Origin of the sequence: Frankia casuarinae, assembly GCF_000013345.1 — a bacterium.
Lineage (GTDB): Bacteria > Actinomycetota > Actinomycetes > Frankiales > Frankiaceae > Frankia > Frankia casuarinae.
The window spans coordinates 1,268,250-1,286,446 of record NC_007777.1 but is presented as its reverse complement, the minus strand read 5'-3'; the positions used below and the strand labels follow the sequence as shown (position 1 = coordinate 1,286,446).

Sequence of the window (18,197 nt, the reverse complement as noted above, 5' to 3'; positions counted from 1 at the left end):
GCGGGCAGCAGGTCGGCAACCTCGCTCGTCCGGGCGCCATGGCCGGTGAGAGCAGCGGTGATCGTCTGGTCTTCGTCAACGACGACCAGCGGCGCCCGGTGCGGCAGGCGCATACTGGAGGCGATGACCAAGTCAGCGCTACCCAGGCCCCGTCTGTCCACCAGCCCCTTCAAGGCCCCGGTCACCCCGCCGTGCAAGCGGTTCGCCGTAGGAGACCGGGTCACCCACGACATGTACGGTCTCGGCCAGGTAACCGGGGTCGAAGCAGAAGTCGCCGTCCTCGTCGATTTCGGTTCCCAGCAGGAACGCATTCTGAGCCCGTTCAGCAAGATGTCCCGTCTCTGACGCCGTGAGGCTTCGATTCGCGGAACCCGAAGACGCCACGTAGGCGGCGGAAGGTCCCGCGGAGAAGCCTGTCACCGCCCTGACGTCCTACCCCTCGTTCCACTCGGCAGCCCCACCCCGAAAGCGAGACATCTCATCGCCACCGCCTCGATCCCCCTCTTCTCCGCGTCGGAGCCGCCGCGCTCTCTGCCGCGGCAGGAGCCCCCGCCTCTGACGATCCGCCTCTTCCAGGCACCCGACTTCGGGCTGTCTGATGTCGAGATCATCGATGTCGCGGTCACGGACGTCGAGACCGTCGCCTTCCAGGCGCCCGCCGTCGAGCGCCCGCCCGCGCTGGATCCCCGTCGTCATCGAGCGCGGCCCCGCCGATCGTAGGCTCCGGGCGCTGTCCGGGTAGGGCGCGCAGCCACGCGCACCAGGCGTCGACCCCCTGGCCGGTACGGGCGCTGACCTCCAGCACAGCCACGTCCGGGTTGACGTCGGCGAGGTTCTTCCGGAACGCGTCAAGGTCGAAGTCGAGGTGGGGAAGCAGGTCCGTCTTGTTGACGAGCACCAGGTCGGCCGAGCGGAACATGACCGGGTACTTGAGGGGCTTCTCCTCGCCCTCGGTGACGGCAAACACCATCGCGCGCAGGTCCTCCCCGACCTCGAACTCGGCGGGGCACACCAGGTTGCCGACGTTCTCGATAACGACGAGATCGAGGTCGCGCAGGGGCAGCTGGCCCAGCGCCGAGGCGACCATGGGCGCGTCCAGGTGGCACTCCCCGCCGAACCCGTTACCGGTGTTGATCAGGGCGATCGCCGCGCCGAGCCCGTCGAGGCGGTCGGCGTCGATGCTGGTCTCGATGTCGCCCTCGATGATCCCGACCCGCAGCTGCGGGCCGAGACGGCGCAGCGTCCCGACCAGCAGGGTGGTCTTACCGGCGCCGGGAGCGGACATCAGGTTCACCACCGTGACGCCGGCGGCGTCGAAGGCGGCCCGGTTCGCCAGCGCGACCCGCTCGTTCTCCCCGAGGATCCGCTCGAGGACCTCGACCCGTTCGGGCCCGGTGCCATAGCCGGCATGGTCCCCGACGGACACCCCGGCCGGTGGGTGCGGACCCGAGTACTCGTGCGGCGCCCCTTCCGGGTGGGGATGCGCCCCTTCCGGGTGGGGATGGAAGCGACCCACGGCGTGTCACGCCTCCACGGTGTCGGGAGCTGCCGAGCCGGGAGCCGCCGGGTCGGGAACTACTGGGTCGGAAGCCACCTCGAACGAGGTGACGAGGAACTCCTCGCCGGTGACGATGGTGACGCCGGCCGCGCCGCAGGTGCCGCAGCGCAGCGCCCGGTCCGCCAACTCGCCGCGGGTCCCGCACACCCGGCAGCACACACTGACCGGCACGCTCTCGACCTCCAGCACGGACCCGGCCAGCACGGACCCGGCCAGCACGGACCCGGCCAGCACCTGCCCGCCGGGGGGATCGGCGCCGTTCTCCGGGGGCCCAGCGTTCTCCGGGGGCCCAGCGTTCTCCGGGGGCCCAGCGTTCATCAGCTCCCAGCAGTAGGCGAGGGTTTCCGGCACGATCTGGCGCAGCTGACCCACCCGGACGTGCACCCGGGTGACCGGCCGACCGGCCGCGTGCCGGGTGACGACGTCCGCGATCGATCGGCAGACGGACAGCTCGTGCATCGCCCGGTCCTCCCCCGGCACCCTCCGGCGACCCGCCTGATCCGGTGACCCGCCCGAGCCGGCATCGCACCGGCTCACCACTTCGCCGGGCCGTACCTCGGCGCTCGCCCCACGGGCGTCGATGAGGGCGGGCTGGGATGGCCGGTGCATGCCCCACTCTCGCCCGGTCGTGTGCGCTTCACCAAACCGCACTGCGCGTTGGTGACTGCGCGTTGGTGGCAGCCTCCGCGCACTGTCGATAGGCGTCCGGCGCTGGGGGACATAGCGTCTGCTCTGCCGGAAGTCTCCGTGAGGCGACGGGCCACCCGACGATCACCCGGCCCAGCGGCTTCTGATCACCTCGACGGAGGGCTCGGTCCGCTCGTGGAGGTGGGCGGTGCGGCGGACCGCGGTGCCGACCACGGCCCGTCCGACGAAGGGAGTACTGATGTCATCCGTGCTGTGGTTCCAGGGCGGGGCGTGCAGCGGCAACACGATGTCCTTCCTGAACGCCGACGAGCCCAACGTCGTCGACCTAATCACCGACTTCGGGCTGGAACTGCTCTGGCACCCGTCGTTGGGGCTGGAGAACGGCGCCCAGGCCCGGGAGCTGTTCACCGACTGCGCGCGGGGTGAGCGGCCGGTCGACATCTTCGTCTTCGAGGGTTCGGTGATCCGCGGCCCGAACGGAACCGGCGGCTTCGACGTCTTCGCCGAGCGGCCCATGCAGGACTGGGTGCGCGAGCTGGCCGCCCGGGCCCAGGTGGTGGTGGCGATCGGGGACTGCGCGTGCTGGGGCGGGATCCCCGCGACGGCGCCGAACCCGACGGACTCCACCGGGCTGCAGTTCCACAAGCGTGAACGCGGCGGTTTCCTCGGCCCGGACTTCCGATCGCGCTCCGGGCTGCCCGTCGTCAACATTCCGGGCTGCCCGGCCCACCCGGACTGGATCACGCAGATCATCGTGGCGCTGGCCACCGGCCGGGCCGCCGACATCGCGCTCGACGAGCTGCACCGGCCACGGACGTTCTTCACGACATTCACCCAGACCGGCTGCACCAGGGCGGAGTACTTCGAATACAAGCAGTCGACCCTGGCTTTCGGGGACGGGACCCGCAAGGGCTGCCTGTTCTACGAGTTCGGCTGCCGCGGCCCGATGACCCACTCCCCGTGCAACCGGATCCTGTGGAACCGCCAGTCGTCGAAGACCCGCGCCGGCATGCCGTGCATCGGGTGCACGGAGCCGGAGTTCCCATTCTTCGACCTCGCCCCCGGCACGATCTTCAGGACCCGGAAGGTCGGCGGGCTCATTCCGCGGGAGGTGCCGGCGGGCAGCGGCCACCTCGGCTACCTGGCACACGCGGCAGCTGCCCGGATAGTCGCCCCGCAGTGGTCGAAGGAGGACATGTTCGTCGTCTAGCCGGCCGGTAGCCGGTAGCCGCGCGTGCTCCGACCGGAGACCGCGAGGAACGGACGGGGAGAAGAGAGGATTCCAATGGCCACCGTCGATCTCAACGTCAGCCCGTTGGGGCGCGTCGAGGGCGACCTCGACGTCCGGGTCACGATCGACGACGGGGTGGTCACCTCGGCGTGGACCGAGGCGGCGATGTTCCGGGGTTTTGAGATCATCCTGCGCGGCAAGGACCCGCAGGCGGGCCTGATCGTGACCCCGCGGATCTGCGGGATCTGCGGGGGCAGCCACCTGTACAAGTCGGCGTACGCGCTGGACGTCGCGTGGCGCACCGAGATGCCGCCCAACGCGACGCTGGTCCGCAACATCGCGCAGGCGTGCGAGACGTTGCAGAGCATCCCGCGCTGCTTCTACGCGCTGTTCGCCATCGACCTCACGAACCGGAAATACGCCTCCTCGCCGCTGTATGAGGAGGCGGTACGGCGGTTCGCGCCCTACACCGGCAGCAGCTACGGCCCGGCGGTGGTGCTGTCGGCCAAGCCGGTGGAGGTCTACGCCATCTTCGGCGGGCAGTGGCCGCACTCCAGCTTCATGGTGCCCGGCGGGGTGATGTGCGCGCCGACGCTGTCGGACGTGACCCGCTCCATCGCCATCCTGGAGCACTGGAAGGTCAACTGGCTGGAGAAGCAGTGGCTCGGCTGCTCGGTGGAGCGCTGGCTGGCCAACCGTACCTGGCAGGACGTGCTCGCCTGGGTGGACGAGAACCCCGCCCAGCACGACAGCGACTGCGGCTTCTTCCTCCGGTACTGCCTAGACATCGGCCTGGATCGCTACGGCCAGGGAGTCGGCAACTACCTGGCGACCGGGACGTACTTCGCCCCCGACCTCTACACCCGGCCGACCATCTCCGGCCGCAACGCGGCACTCATCGGCCGGTCCGGGGTGTACGCGGGCGGCGGGTACTTCGAGTTCGACCAGGCCCGGGTGCGGGAGGACGTCACCCACTCGTTCTACGAGGGAACCGAGGCGCGCCACCCGTTCGACGGCGAGACCCGGCCCATCGATCCGGCGCGCGGCCGGGAGCAGGGCAAGTACAGCTGGGCGAAGTCACCCCGGTACGAGGTGCCGAACCACGGATACCTGCCGTTGGAGGCCGGGCCACTCGCCCGCCGCGTCGCAGCCGCGGCTCCCGGCGCGGGTGCCCACCAGGACGACGACCCGTTGTTCGGGGACATCCTGGCGGCCATCGGCCCGTCGGTGATGGTCCGCCTGCTGGCCCGGATGCACGAGGCCGCCAGGTACTACCAGTGGACGCGGGCCTGGCTCGACCAGCTGGACCTACGCGAGCCGTTTCACCTCAAGCCGGTGGAGTACACCGAAGGGCGCGGCTTCGGTTCCACGGAGGCGGCCCGCGGCTCGCTCTCGGACTGGATCGTCATCGAGGACGGCAAGATCGCGAACTACCAGGTGGTCACCCCGACCGCCTGGAACATCGGCCCCCGCGACGGCTCCGAGGCGCCCGGTCCCATCGAGCAGGCCCTCGTCGGCACGCCCATCGTGGATCCGGAGAACCCGATCGAGCTCGGCCACGTGGCCCGCAGCTTCGACTCGTGCCTGGTCTGCACGGTCCACGCCTACGACGGCAGGACCGGCCGGGAGCTCAGCAGGTTCGTCATCAACGACAACCTATGACCGGGACCGACCTATGACCGGGGATCGCGAGGCGGGTGCCGCCTCGCGGCCCCCGGTCGGGCCGCGGGTGCAGGTCGATCCGCCCGGTTTCGAACCACCAGGGTGCGAGGTGGCCGTGATCGGCTGCGGCAACCTGCTGCGCGGTGACGACGGGGTCGGGCCGATCCTGGTCCGCCGGCTCGCCGAGACGGGCGTCCCGGCCGGGGTGCGCCTGGTCGACGGGGGGACCGCCGGGATGGACACGGCGTTCGCGATGCGCGGCGCACGCCGGGTCGTGGTCGTCGACGCCAGCCGCACCGGGGCCGAGCCCGGGACCGTGTTCGAGGTCCCGGGCGCACAGCTGGAGAACCTGCCCCTGGACGCGCCGCACCCGCACGCCTTCCGCTGGGACCAGGCGCTGGCGTTCGGGCGCTGGCTGCTCGGCGACGGCTACCCGGACGACGTCGTCGTCTACCTCATCGAGGCGGGCGGCGTGGAGCCCGGCGCCGATCTCAGTCCCGCGGTGCGCCGGGCGATGGAACAGGTCCGGGACATGATCATCTCTGGTCTCGCCCCCGGGACCGGCGGAACGGACGGATGACCGGACGCATGGATGACCGGACGCACAGGTCCAGATGACCAGACGCATGGGTGAGGACGCGCATGGGTGAGGACGACGTCATCAGCACGGGCGTGACCTGCGCGCGCCCGCAGCCCGTCGGGGTCTTTCCGCTGCCGGCCGGCTTCCTGCTCGTGCCGGGCGGCGAGGCCACGGCCGACCTGCGCCGGACACTGGCGGCCGGGAAGGTGCCGGTGGCCTGGCCGGCGGAGCTGGCCGCGCTGGAGCTCGCCTACCGCGGGGAGGTCGTCGCGGCCCTCGGGCAGCTGCGCGGCGACGACCCGGTCGACCGCTACAACCGCTTCGTGCTGCGACCAGCGGGCGCGGACCCCGAAGACCCGGTGGCACTGCGCCGGGCGCTCGGCGACGAGCTGGGGATCCTGGTGGACGTAGTCCGGTTCGCCCTGGGCGAGCTGGACGAACCTCCGCCGCCCGGCGGGGAGACCGACGAGATCGCGGCGATGGTGTGGTCCGCACACGCCGCCCACGCCATGGCCGCCGGCCGGACGGGCGAGGCAGCGGGGCTGCTGGAGCGGGCCATCGCCGCGGCGCGGGAACCCTCCCCCGGTCTCGCCGCCCAGCTCAGGTCCACCGCGGCGGACCTGCGTCGCGGAGTCGAGGGACCGAGCCCGGCCGTCATCGCAGAGCTGACGGCGGCGCTCGCCGCGCTGGCCGCCACCGACCTCACGGTCGGCCGGGCCGAGTTGCACCTGAGCCTCGGTTCGGCCTACCAGGAGCTGGCCGGGGACGATCCGGCGGGCCTGAAGGTCGCGGTGGAGCACTACCTCTCGGCGCTGCGCCTGGTCCGCATCGACACCGCCCCGGAGCTGTTCGCGGCGGCACAGGTCAACCTCGCCACGGCGTATCTGACCATGCCGATGGCGCAGGCGTCCGACCAGCTGCGGGTCGGCGTGGCTGTGCAGGGCCTGCGGACCGCTCTGTCCGTCTACACCCGCGAGACTCATCCCGAGCGGTGGGCCAGCACCCAGCTCAACCTGGCCAACGCCTTGGTCTACGCGCCGTCCGCACACCGGGAGGACAACCTGCGGGAGGCGGTCGCGCGCTACCAGGAGGTCATCGCCGCCCGCGACCGCGACGCCGACCCCCTCGGCTACGCCCGGGCTCGGGCGAACCAGGGCAACGCCCTGGCCCACCTCGGCCTCTTCGACCCGGCGCAGGCGGTGCTGCACGAGGCACGGGCGATCTTCGAGGAGGTCGGGGACCCCGACGCCGTCCTGGCCGTGCGCGGGGTGCTCGACGAGATCGCCCGCCGACTCACCGCGAAGCCGACGTGACGCCCGGCAGCGGAACACTCGGTGACGCCACTCCGAGCACTCCGACCAGATGGGTGGGGCAGGACGGCCAGGCGGGACGGGGCGGCCAGGCGGGACGGGGCGGCCAGGCGGGACGGGGCGGATGGGCGGGGAGCTGGGAACCGGCGGTGTGGATCGGCGCCCCGGCGCCCGGCGGGCTGGCCCTGCCGTCGGCGCGGCCGTCGGCGTCCCGGCTGTACGCGCCGCGCGGGGTGTGGCTCGGCGACGACCTGCTCGTGGTGGCGGACTCGGGTAACCACCGGGTGCTGATCTGGCATGGTCTGCCGGCCGTCGACGGCGCCCCCGCCGACGTCGTGCTCGGCCAGGCCGACGCGACGAGCGAAGGGCCGGCGGCCGCGGGGCGCGGGCCCGAACGCGGCCTGCACCTGCCGACCGGCGTGCTCGTCACGGATGGCCGGCTCGTGGTCGCCGATGCCTGGCACCACCGGGTGCTGGTCTGGAACGAGGTCCCGACGGTCACCGACACCGCCCCCGACCTCGTGCTCGGGCAGCCGGACGCCGACGCCGTCCGCGAGAACCGGGGCGGCCCGTGCGGACCAGACACCTTCTACTGGCCCTTCGGGGTGGCCGTGGTGGGTGGGCGCTTCTACGTCGCCGACACCGGTAACCGGCGGATCCTGGGCTGGTCGAATGGCCTGCCGTCCTCGCCCGGCCGGCTACCCGACCTGGTGCTGGGGCAGCCCGATCCCACCCGCCGGGACGAGAACCGTGGCGGCGCGGCCGGTCCGGCGAGCTTCCGGTGGCCGCACGACCTCGCCGGCACCGCCGACCGGCTGCTGGTCGCGGACGCCGGCAACCACCGGCTGCTCGGCTGGGCCCCCCATCCCGACGCCGACGGCGACGCCGATCTGGTGCTCGGCCAGCCCGATCTCGCATGCTCCGGGGAGTTCCCCTACGCGCCCGGCCGGGCCGACGTCCTGCGCTTCCCCTACGCCGTCGACAGCTACGGGCACCTGCTGGCCGTCGCGGACACCGCCAACAACCGCGTCCTGCTGTGGGAGGAGCTGCCGCGGCGCAGTTCCACGCCCGCGACCGGTGTGCTCGGCCAGCCGTCGTTCGCCGAGACCGGGGAGAACCGGTGGACCCGCGTCGAGGCCGACACCTTCTGCTGGCCGTACGGCCTCTCGGTGCGCGGCGACCGGCTCGCGGTGGCGGACTCGGGCAACAACCGGGTCATGATCTGGCGGCGGGTATGACCGGAGGGCGGACCGGGCGGACCGGGCGGACCGGGCGCCGGGTCCGGCGCCGGGTCGTGGTGGAGGGCGTCGTCCAGGGCGTCGGTTTCCGGCCCTACGTCCACCGGCTCGCGGGCACCCTCGGGCTCGCGGGATTCGTCGGCAACGACTCGACCTCGGTGTTCGCCGAGGTCGAAGGCGACGAGGTGGCCGTGGCCGAGTTCCTGCGCCGACTCGAACCGCAGGCGCCACCGCTCGCGCGCATCGAGCGCGTCACGGTGACGAGCGTGACCCGGTCGACCGCCGGCGACGCCGGGTTCCGGATCGTGGCCGGCGCGACCGTTCCCGGCGATCGCACCCTGGTACCCGCGGACACCGCGGTGTGCGCCGACTGCCTGCGCGAGATGTTCGACCCGACCGACCGGCGCCACCGCCACCCGTTCATCACCTGCACCAACTGCGGCCCGCGGTACACGATCATCAGCGCGCTGCCGTATGACCGCGCGGCCACGACGATGGCCCGCTTCCCGATGTGCGCGCGGTGCGCGGCGGAGTACGCCGACCCGGCGGACCGCCGTTTCCACGCCGAACCCGTCGCCTGCCCGTCCTGCGGACCGAAGCTGTGGTTCAGCCCCGCGGACGGCACCGGACCGGAGGTCCACGGCACGGACGCCGCGCTGGCGGCGGCCCAGCGGGCACTGGCGGACGGCGCGGTGGTCGCGGTCAAGGGCGTCGGCGGCTACCACCTGGCCTGCTCGGCCGAGAACGACCCGGGCGACACGGCCGGCGACACGGCCCTGGCGCGCCTGCGCGCCCGCAAGGACCGGCCCGACAAGCCGTTCGCGGTGATGGTGCGCGACCTGGCGACGGCCGCCCTGGTGGCCGACCTGTCGTCGGCGGAGGCGGCGCTGCTGGCATCGCCGGCCGCTCCGATCGTGCTCGTCCGCCGCTCGCCCGCGGCGGGGATGTCAGGGATATCGGGGATGTCGCGGCTGGTCGCCCCCGGCACTCCGCTGGTGGGGCTGCTGCTGCCGTACACACCCGTGCACCACCTGCTGTTCGCGCCGGTCCCGGGTGGCGGCCCGCGACCGCCGCGGATGCTGGTGATGACCAGTGGCAACCGTTCGGGCGAGCCCATCTGCTTCGCCGACGACGACGCGCGGGACCGGCTCGCCGGCCTCGCTGATGCGTTCCTCCGGCACGACCGACCGATCCTCCTGCCGTGTGACGACTCGGTGGTGCGCTGCGGCTACGGGGACGACGGAGACGACGGGCAGGTGCTGCCGGTGCGGCGCTCCCGCGGATACGTTCCGCTGCCGGTGGACCTCGGCCGCCCCGTCCGGTCGGTGCTCGCCGTGGGCGGCGAGGGCAAGAGCACGTTCTGCCTCACCACGGACCGTCGCGCGTTCGTGTCCCAGCATCTGGGTGACATGGGCAGCCTGGCGGCGCTCAGGGCCTTCGAGCGCTCCGCCGCGCACCTGACCGATCTGTACGGCGTCGCGCCGGAGACGCTCGCCGCCGACCTCCATCCGGGATACGTCACCCGGGCCTGGGCCGAACGCGCGGCGGCTACGGGGACCGAACAGGCGGCAGCCGGGGACCCGGCGGCGGGGGCGAACCAGACCTCCACCCACGGGTCACGGTCCGCCGGCCGATTGCCGCACCTGGTCCAGCACCACCATGCCCATGTGGCCGCCCTACTCGCCGAGCACGGCAGGCTCGGCGACACCATCCTCGGGGTCGCGTTCGACGGCACCGGCTACGGGCTCGACGGCACGATCTGGGGCGGCGAGGTGCTGCTGGTAGGCCCGGACGTCGCCCGCGCCGAGCGGGTCGCGCACCTGCGTCCGATCGGCCTGCCCGGGGGCGACGCCGCCGTCCGCAATCCGTACCGGGTCGCGCTCGCCCATCTGGCCGCCGCCGACCTGGACTGGACCGCGGACCTGGCGCCGGTGCGGGCCTGCTCCGTGGCGGAGTTGCGCACCCTGCGCACCGCGCTGGACCGGGGCGTGGCCTGCGTGCCCTGCACGAGCATGGGCCGCCTGTTCGACGCGGTGGCGTCACTGCTCGGGGTGCGTCACCGGATCACCTACGAGGCGCAGGCCGCCGTCGAGCTGGAGGCGCTCGCCGCGGCGGAGTTCGGCGGCGCCGGACTCGGCGGCGCCGGACTCGGCGGCGCCGGTGCCTGCCGGCTCTCCTTCGGCCTGGCGAACGGCGTCCTCGACCCGGTGGGGGTGCTCGCGGGGATCGTCGCCGGTCTGCGGGCGGGAGTGGCGGTGCCGGTGCTGGCCGGCGCGTTCCATCTGGCGGTCGCGGACGCGGTGGCCGAGGTCGCGGGGCTCGCGCGGCGGCGGTACGGAGTCCGCCTGGTCGGTCTGACCGGCGGGGTGTTCGCCAACGTAGTGCTGACGCGGGCCTGCCGCGCCCGGCTCGCCACTGCCGGGTTCGACGTACTCGTCCATCGGGTGGTGCCGCCGGGCGACGGTGGGCTGGCGCTGGGCCAGGCGGCGGTCGCGGCGCTGAGCCGCCCGACGGAGCCGACCTTCGGCGGGAAGGAAGCCTGAGGCATGTGTCTGGGGATACCGGGCCGGATCATCGAGATCTGGGACGACCGTGGTACGCGGATGGCGATCGTCGATTTCGGCGGCGTCACCAAGACGGTGTGCCTCGCCTACCTGCCCGACGCGACCGTCGGGCAGTACACGATCATCCATGCCGGCTTCGGGCTGATCAGGCTGGACGAGGCCGCGGCGCGGGAGACCCTCGCGATGTTCCGGGACCTGGGGCTGCTCGAGGAGGAGCTGGGATCGCGCGCGGCGGAACCGGGCATGACCGGGCCGGGCCGGTGAGGTACCTGGCGGAGTTCCGCGACCCGGCGTTGGCCCGCCGGCTGCTGGATGCGATCATCGCCACCGCGACCCGGCGCTGGGCGATCATGGAGGTCTGCGGCGGCCAGACCCACTCGATCATCCGCAACGGAATCGATCAGCTCCTCACGGACCAGGTCGAGTTCATCCACGGCCCCGGCTGCCCAGTGTGCGTCACGCCGCTGGAGACGATCGACCGGGCGCTGGCGATCGCCGCCCGCCCCGAGGTGATCTTCTGCTCGTTCGGGGACATGCTGCGGGTCCCCGGCAGCGGCATGGACCTGTTCATGGTCCGGGCGCGTGGCGGGGACGTCCGGGTGGTCTACTCGCCGCTCGACGCGGTCCGCCTCGCCGAGGAGAACCCGGACCGCCAGGTCGTGTTCTTCGGAGTGGGCTTCGAGACCACCGCCCCAGCCAACGCGATGGCCGTGGTGACGGCCCGGCGCCGTGGAATCGACAACTTCTCCGTACTTGTCAGCCACGTGCTGGTGCCGCCGGCGATGACCGCGGTCCTCTCCTCGCCGGCGAACCGGGTGGCGGCGTTCCTGGCAGCCGGCCACGTGTGCACGGTGATGGGCACCTTCCAGTACGAGCCATTGGTGGCGACCTACCGGGTACCGATCGTCGTCACCGGTTTCGAGCCGCTCGACCTGCTCGACGGGGTGCGCCACGCCGTCGAGCAGCTCGAGGCGGGGCGGGCAGAACTCGCGAACGCCTACCCGCGGGCGGTGCGGCCGGCGGGCAACCCGGCGGCCCGGGAAATCCTCGCCGAGGTTTTCACGGTGTGTGACCGGGCCTGGCGGGGAATCGGGACAATCCCGGACTCGGGTTGGCGGCTGTCCGCGGCGTACCGGGACTTCGACGCCGAGGTCCGCTTCGACGTCGAGGGCCTCACGGTGGCCGAACCGGCCGAATGCCGCAGCGGCGAGGTGTTGCAGGGCCTGGTCAAACCGCCGCAGTGCCCGGCGTTCGGAACCTCCTGCACGCCACGCACCCCGCTCGGCGCGACGATGGTCTCGGCGGAGGGGGCATGCGCCGCCTACTTCCAGTTCCGGCGACTGACTCCGGCGGGCAGCCGTGGCTGACCCCGTCGACCCGACCGGTTGGACCTGCCCACTTCCGCTGCGTGACCATCACCAGGTGGTACTGGGGCACGGCGGCGGCGGCGTGCTGTCGAGCGAGCTGATCGAGCATCTGTTCCTGCCCGCGTTCGGGACCACCGACACGGCGCGGGCACCGGCGGACTCGGCGGTCCTGGATGTCGCGGGCGCCCGGCTCGCGTTCTCCACCGACTCGTACGTGGTGCGCCCGCTGTTCTTCCCCGGTGGCTCCATCGGCGAGCTCGCGGTCCACGGCACCATCAACGACCTGGCCTGTGCCGGCGCGGTGCCGGTGGCGCTCTCGGCCGGGTTCATCCTCGAGGAGGGCCTGGAGCTCGCGGTCCTGGGCCGGGTGGCGCAGGCGATGGGCCGGGCCGCCGCCGCGGCGGGGGTGCGGCTGGCGACCGGGGACACCAAGGTCGTCGAGCGCGGGCTGGCCGACGGTCTGTACGTGAACACCAGCGGCATCGGGCTCGTCCCGGCCGAGGTGGACATCCGCCCCGAACGGGCGAGACCCGGCGACCGGGTCATCGTCTCCGGTCCCGTCGGCGAGCACGGTGTCGCCGTGCTGAGCGTGCGCGACGGGCTGGAGTTCGGCGGCGAGGTCCGCTCCGACACGACGGCGCTGCACGGGCTGGTCGCGGCGGTGCTGGCGGCCGCCCCGGGGGTCCACGCGCTGCGCGACCCGACCCGAGGTGGCCTCGCGACCGCGCTGTGCGAGATCGCCGCCGCGTCCGGGACGGGCATCGAGTTCGCCGAGCGCGCCGTGCCGGTGCCGCCCGCGGTCGAGGCGGCCTGCGGGTTCCTCGGCCTCGACCCGCTGCACGTGGCGAACGAGGGCAAGCTGGTCGCGTTCGTCGCCGACGCCGACGCCGACGCGGCGCTCGCGGCGATGCGGGCGCATCCGGCGGGGCGTGACGCGGCCGTCATCGGCACGGTCACCGCGGAGCATCCGGGCGTGGTTGTCGGGCGCACCGCGTTCGGGGGAACCCGCATCGTCGACCGGCCGCTCGGCGAGCAGCTCCCCCGCATCTGCTGAGTTCGGCGGCGTGGCCGCGCCCACCTTTCCAACGATCGGCGGGCCAGGGCACGTGGTGCGCCGGGAGGCCGAGGCCTCCCGGCGCTAATGCTTACCGAGAGTAGCTTACATAGACCGGAAGGGTGATTCCCTTGACGGAACCTGATCAATTTAGGTTAGCCTAACCTAATATCAGGCTTCCCCGAGGAGGACGTATGCCCCAGCGAACAGCCTTGCCCGTACTGGCCGTCTCCCTGCTGCTCGGTCTCACCGCCTGCTCCGACGATTCGACGACCGACGCCACGACGGCTTCCCCGGGACACCCGGTAAGCAGCTCGACCACCTTCTCCGTCGCGGTACCGGAGGGCGTGTTCAAGCAGTACACGACGCTCGCCAAGGAGATCCGGTCCGAAGGAGGCGAGGTCCAGAGCGGACCGTGGAAAATCGGCTACATCGTCGAGGCCGCGGAACCCTGGTACGAGGGCAAAGGCGGGCAGCAGATACTCCGCAAGCCCGCCGCCGACGAGACGCACCACATTGAGATCATCCCCGTGGAGGCGGCCACGGGCCGGATCGTGCCGAACGTACCAATCACGCTCGCGGTCATCGACGGCAAGGGCACGGTTGCGGAGGAGAAGACACTCAACTTCTACTACGCCGAATTCTTCCACTACGCGAACAACTTCTCGATCCCGCGGGACGGCAGCTACACGTTGCGCGCAACAATCGGGGTACCGACCTTCTTCCGGCACGGCGAGGAAGGCCACACGCCGGCGTTGGCCAGCGGCACGACTGCCACCTTCACCAACGTCACGCTCAGGCACTAGTCATGCATGATCACGGAGATAAGGTCCCCGAGCGGCTCGTTTCCCTGCCCGCGGACCCGCGGCCTGTCCCGGTCCTGGTCATCGCCCAGCCCTCCCCGCCTGCCAGCGGGGTTCTGCCACGATGGGCCGTTTTCCTCGCCACCGGAACAGCGCTCGTCGTCGGGTGGGCGGCCGCCGTCTGGACCGCCGCCCACCTCACCGCCGACCCGACCCTGCACACCGCCGCCCTGTTCGTGCATCTCGCCGCGCTCGTGGGCGGGTTCGGCGCGGTCCTCGCCATCGACTTCTTCGCCCTGTCATGGCTGTTCGGTCGGCGCAGCTTCCCGGACGTCATCCGGGTGGCCAGCGGCCTGCACGTGATGATCTGGGCTGGTCTGGCGGGGCTCGTGCTCAGCGGCATCCTGCTGCATCCGGACCTGTCCAGGCGACTGACCCAGGTGAAGATCGGACTGGTGCTCCTCATCGCCCTCAACGGCCTGCACATCTGGGCGATCCAGCACCGGCTGGAGCAGTCCGCCACCGTTCCGTCCCGGGCGCTCCTGGCCCGATCGATAATCAGTAACCTGCTCTCCCAGGCCGGATGGTGGGGTGCGATGGTCATCGGCTATCTCGCCAGTCAGGACTGAACCAGAGTCAGGACTAACAGTCAGGACTGACCGGTCGTCGCAGCCGCCGACACCATCTCCGTCGCCGTCGTGGGGCTGCTGCTCGCTGTCGCCGGCACCGCGCGGATGCTGCCCGTTCGTTCCGATCGGCCGTGGGGAAGGGCGACTCGCGGACCGCTGCCCTGCCGCCATTGGTAGGGCACCGGACAGGACTATCGGCCGTGTGGGAGCCGCCCTGGCCATTCGATGATGACCATGAGCGGCGCGACACGAGCGCCGCCGTGCGAGTGGGGATGGGATGGCGACGCTGCCGGTGGGGCACGCGGGACGCGGGGTCGTCGCTGATCTTCTTCTACCCAAGGTGGGTACTATGCGTGAATACTGCAACTGTCAGTCACTGCCGGCGATCGCGACCCTGATCGGGGAACATGACCAGGTCACCGATCTCATCGCCGACACGCACGAGGCATATCGACAGGGTGATGTCGGGGCAATGGTGACACTCTGTGAGCAGATGTCGGCGGTTCTCCAGCCGCATACGGTGGTGGAGGAGAAGGGTCTGTTCCCCGCGATGGCACTCGAGTTCCCCGAACAGATCGCGATCCTGCAGAGCGAGCACCGCCGGATCGAGGCTGTGCTCGCCGGGGCGACCGACGGCACCGCCCGGGTCGATCCCGCTTGGCCGACACGGGTCATCGAGGCGATGAGCCTGCTGCGCAGGCACATCGCGAAGGAACAGGACGGCGTGTTCCACGCCGCCGTCTCGATTCTCAGCAACGAACAATGGAACCGTCTCGGCGAGATCCGCCAGGCGCTGAAGCTCGTAAGCTCCTGAAACCTCGTACGATGACCGACTCCCTCCCCGGAACGGCCGGCTCCAGGCATCGGATCAGCCTTCGGGCATCGGCCGTTGCGGCGGGGTCGGGCCGGGATCGCTCCCGGGCACGCCGGTACGGGACGTGGCGGTACCGAATGTGGCGGTACCGGACGTCGCTGCACCGGACATGGCGATACCAGATATGGCTCTACCGGACGTCGCTGCACCGGACCCGCCGGACGCATCTCCGGTGAACACGAGAAGGCTGAGATCCCGACGGTTGGCGTCCTGCGCCGGGCACCTTCCGGCCGGGCCAGACAGGGGCCGGTACGGCCAGTTCGCATCGACGGTGGCCGGGGCCGGTCGCCCGCCGGGCCCGCGGGCACCCACGTACAGCCGCTCAGGACGAGGACGCGGGACGCCCCGAAGATGGTGGCTCCGCGACAGGTCGTGGCCGGGTTGCTGGAATGGCGGCAGGCGGGCGGGATTCGCGTCCCGCGCGAGCACAGGCGTGTGACATCTCACACTGACTTTCGCCATCATGACCATCGGGCGACCATGTGACAAATCGCATCGAGGTCGTGGACGGTTCCCATCGGCGACCCGGGGCCGCCGCGTAGCGGCGGAGAGGAGTCACATGGTTGCGACGGAAACCTGGTCCATCAGCGAGCTGATCAATACCGTTCGTTACCCTCTCACCGAACCTTCGAGCCACGCCTGGCGGGACGTCGTCTCGTGGGCCCGGGAGGAACTGCGCACTCGCGGATGCTGTGTCCTCCCGGAATTCGTCCGGCCCTCCGCATTCACCGCGGTCGCACAGGAGTGCGCCACCGTCGCTCCGCTCGCGTATGACGAGGTCGAGACGGTCAACGCCTACAACATCGCGGTCGACCCGTCGTTGCCGGCCGATCATCCGGGCCGGTTCACGATGCGGCGGGGGAATGCCTTCGTCGCCCGCGACCAGATTCCCACCGAATTCGCCGTCCACCGCCTCTACACCAGCGAGCTCTTCCAGCATTTCATCGCCGGCTGCTTCGACCTGCCGAGAGTCCACGAACTCGCCGACCCGCTGGCCGGGCTGTGCCTCAACATCATCGCCCCCGGGCTGGAGCACCCCTGGCACTTCGACACGAACGAATTCGCGGTGAGCCTGCTCACGCAGGCGCCGCGGGCCGGGGGCGACTTCGAGTACTGCCCGAACATCAGGTCCGCGCAGGCGGAGAACTTCGCCGACGTGCGGGCCGTGCTGGCGGGCGAGGGCGGCCATCTGGTCCGGCGTCTCGCCCTCCGACCGGGTGATCTCCAGCTTTTCCTGGGCCGCTATTCGATGCACCGGGTGAGCCCGGTCGAGGGCGACACGGCCCGGCATTCCGCAATCTTCGCCTACACCGGGCACCCCGGGGTCGTCGGCAGTGTCGCGCGCACGAAGCAGCTCTTCGGCCGGGTCCTTCCGCGGCACCTGGCGGCGGAGAAGAGCGCGGTCCGCGTCGACCAGCTGCTGGACTAGCTGGACCAGAACTCGGTCGGCGAGCTGCTTCAGCACCGGCCTGTCTGCCCCGACCGCCCGTCACAAGGAGCGCCAGACGCGTGTATTCCGACGACAGCAGATATTCTGCCGAGACCACCGACTCCGACGGAACCACGAATTCCTCCGAGGCCGCGTACCCCACCGGGACGAGGCGGTTCGACGACAGCGGGAAGATCTCGCTCGACCACATCTACACGCAGCCCGACCCGCACGCCTACTTCAGTACCCTGCGGAAACTCGACTATCGTATCCCGCAGCTCGCCAAACCGTACTTCAGCCAGCTCATCCGGGAATTCCGGATGGTCCGGGGACGACCGCCGACGGTCTTGGACGTGGGCTGCTCCTACGGGATCAACGCCGCGCTGCTCCGCTGTGACGTGACGTTTGACGACCTGCACGAGCGCTACGCACCGCCCGGAACCCGGCCGACCCGGGACGTGCTGCTCGCCCGTGACCGCGAACTCGTCCGGTCCCGCGACGGGCTGGAGACGAGCCGGTTCCTCGGTCTGGACAGCTCGGGGCCGGCCATCTCCTATGCGTCCGCGGCTGGGTTCCTCGATGACGCCGTGCACGCCAACCTGGAGGACCGGGACCCGACCGACGCCGAACGGGAGCGGCTCGTCGGAACGGACATCGTCGTCTCGACGGGCTGCCTCGGGTACGTCACCGAGCGGACCATCGCCCGGGTGGCCCGCGCGGCCGGTGAGCGCAGGCCGTGGATGGCCCACTTCGTGCTGCGGATGTTCCCGTTCGAACCGGTCGAGGCGACGCTCGCGGGGCTCGGGTATGAGACCGTGCACGTCAACGGCGTTTTCCGGCAGCGGCGCTTCGCCTCCGCCGAGGAGCAGTCGCTCGTGCTCGACACGCTGTCCACCGTCGGCGTCGATCCACGGGGGCTGGAGGCCGAGGGCTGGCTGTACGCCCAGCTGCACATCTCTCGGCCGCGCGGGGTGACCAGTCCCTCGACCGCTCATCCCGCCTCCGGCCGGCGACCGGCGGCGACATCCACCCGGCCGGTTCCGCCAGGCTGACGGGCGACCGGTGCCGGCAGCGTCCCCCGCGCGGCCGGTAGGTCGAGGGCGCCCCGGCCATCATGCGAGTCGGATGAACCGTACGAGCCGAATGTCCGATGGAACGCCCGCCACCCGTGGAATCTCGGCGACCATGGACCCAACGCAGCCTGTGGCGTTCACCATGACCGTGTCCCCGAGACGAGTTCCCCGAGACAA

17 protein-coding genes are annotated in these 18,197 nt (G+C 71.5%); 15 read left to right on the top strand and 2 right to left on the bottom strand.

Going from position 1 to position 18,197, the window contains the following annotated elements; translation table 11 throughout:
• Nucleotides 1–123 precede the first annotated feature (123 nt).
• Entirely contained in the window at nt 124–345 is a 222-nt protein-coding gene (locus FRANCCI3_RS05410; protein WP_035733742.1) for a hypothetical protein, read from the top strand.
• Nucleotides 346–622: 277 nt separating this feature from the next.
• Here the strand turns inward: FRANCCI3_RS05410 and hypB are convergent, their stop codons facing one another.
• Both hypB and FRANCCI3_RS05400 read right to left on the bottom strand, forming a co-directional pair.
• Nucleotides 623–1,516 carry a hydrogenase nickel incorporation protein HypB gene (hypB, locus tag FRANCCI3_RS05405; RefSeq protein ID WP_011435529.1) on the bottom strand — a complete coding sequence of 298 codons (894 nt, stop codon included), beginning with the start codon at nt 1,514–1,516 and terminating at the stop codon, nt 623–625.
• A 6-nt stretch (nt 1,517–1,522) separates the two neighbouring features.
• Nucleotides 1,523–2,017 carry a hydrogenase maturation nickel metallochaperone HypA gene (locus FRANCCI3_RS05400; RefSeq protein ID WP_023841586.1) on the bottom strand — a complete coding sequence of 165 codons (495 nt, stop codon included), beginning with the start codon at nt 2,015–2,017 and terminating at the stop codon, nt 1,523–1,525.
• 427 nt (nt 2,018–2,444) lie between these two features.
• Between FRANCCI3_RS05400 and FRANCCI3_RS05395 the strand changes: the two genes are divergently transcribed.
• The 14 genes from FRANCCI3_RS05395 to FRANCCI3_RS05330 all read left to right on the top strand — a co-directional run bounded on the left by FRANCCI3_RS05395 (nt 2,445) and on the right by FRANCCI3_RS05330 (nt 17,999).
• On the top strand, nt 2,445–3,416 hold the full coding sequence (locus FRANCCI3_RS05395; RefSeq protein WP_011435527.1) for a hydrogenase: 972 nt from the start codon (nt 2,445–2,447) through the stop codon (nt 3,414–3,416).
• A gap of 75 nt (nt 3,417–3,491) precedes the next feature.
• The gene (locus tag FRANCCI3_RS05390) at nt 3,492–5,099 is read left to right on the top strand and encodes a nickel-dependent hydrogenase large subunit (RefSeq protein WP_011435526.1); all 1,608 of its coding nucleotides are present in this window, start codon (nt 3,492–3,494) and stop codon (nt 5,097–5,099) included.
• A 13-nt stretch (nt 5,100–5,112) separates the two neighbouring features.
• A complete protein-coding gene (locus tag FRANCCI3_RS05385) occupies nt 5,113–5,679 on the top strand; it encodes a hydrogenase maturation protease (RefSeq protein WP_011435525.1) in 567 nt (188 codons plus the stop codon).
• A gap of 62 nt (nt 5,680–5,741) precedes the next feature.
• Nucleotides 5,742–6,992: a hypothetical protein gene (locus FRANCCI3_RS05380; RefSeq protein ID WP_011435524.1), complete on the top strand. Its 1,251-nt coding sequence runs from the start codon at nt 5,742–5,744 to the stop codon at nt 6,990–6,992.
• Nucleotides 6,993–7,138: 146 nt separating this feature from the next.
• Entirely contained in the window at nt 7,139–8,227 is a 1,089-nt protein-coding gene (locus FRANCCI3_RS05375) for an NHL repeat-containing protein (protein WP_011435523.1), read from the top strand.
• A complete protein-coding gene (gene hypF / locus FRANCCI3_RS05370; protein WP_011435522.1) occupies nt 8,224–10,770 on the top strand; it encodes a carbamoyltransferase HypF in 2,547 nt (848 codons plus the stop codon). The genes FRANCCI3_RS05375 and hypF overlap by 4 nt, the downstream gene beginning before the upstream one ends.
• A gap of 3 nt (nt 10,771–10,773) precedes the next feature.
• Nucleotides 10,774–11,055, top strand: a complete 282-nt coding sequence (locus FRANCCI3_RS05365) for a HypC/HybG/HupF family hydrogenase formation chaperone (RefSeq protein ID WP_011435521.1) — start codon at nt 10,774–10,776, stop codon at nt 11,053–11,055.
• Complete coding sequence (gene hypD / locus FRANCCI3_RS05360; RefSeq protein WP_011435520.1) at nt 11,052–12,158, top strand: hydrogenase formation protein HypD; 1,107 nt, start codon at nt 11,052–11,054, stop codon at nt 12,156–12,158. The genes FRANCCI3_RS05365 and hypD overlap by 4 nt, the downstream gene beginning before the upstream one ends.
• On the top strand, nt 12,151–13,212 hold the full coding sequence (hypE, locus tag FRANCCI3_RS05355; protein ID WP_011435519.1) for a hydrogenase expression/formation protein HypE: 1,062 nt from the start codon (nt 12,151–12,153) through the stop codon (nt 13,210–13,212). Before hypD ends, hypE begins: the two co-directional genes overlap by 8 nt.
• A gap of 194 nt (nt 13,213–13,406) precedes the next feature.
• Complete coding sequence (locus FRANCCI3_RS05350; protein WP_011435518.1) at nt 13,407–14,018, top strand: hypothetical protein; 612 nt, start codon at nt 13,407–13,409, stop codon at nt 14,016–14,018.
• Between the two features lie 2 nt (nt 14,019–14,020).
• Nucleotides 14,021–14,644 (top strand): hypothetical protein, encoded by a 624-nt coding sequence (locus tag FRANCCI3_RS05345; RefSeq protein WP_011435517.1) that lies wholly within the window; start codon nt 14,021–14,023, stop codon nt 14,642–14,644.
• Nucleotides 14,645–14,921: 277 nt separating this feature from the next.
• Nucleotides 14,922–15,458 (top strand): hemerythrin domain-containing protein, encoded by a 537-nt coding sequence (locus tag FRANCCI3_RS05340; RefSeq protein ID WP_235463195.1) that lies wholly within the window; start codon nt 14,922–14,924, stop codon nt 15,456–15,458.
• Between the two features lie 619 nt (nt 15,459–16,077).
• Entirely contained in the window at nt 16,078–16,947 is an 870-nt protein-coding gene (locus FRANCCI3_RS05335; protein ID WP_011435515.1) for a HalD/BesD family halogenase, read from the top strand.
• Between the two features lie 80 nt (nt 16,948–17,027).
• Nucleotides 17,028–17,999: a hypothetical protein gene (locus tag FRANCCI3_RS05330; protein WP_011435514.1), complete on the top strand. Its 972-nt coding sequence runs from the start codon at nt 17,028–17,030 to the stop codon at nt 17,997–17,999.
• Nucleotides 18,000–18,197: the final 198 nt, after the last annotated feature.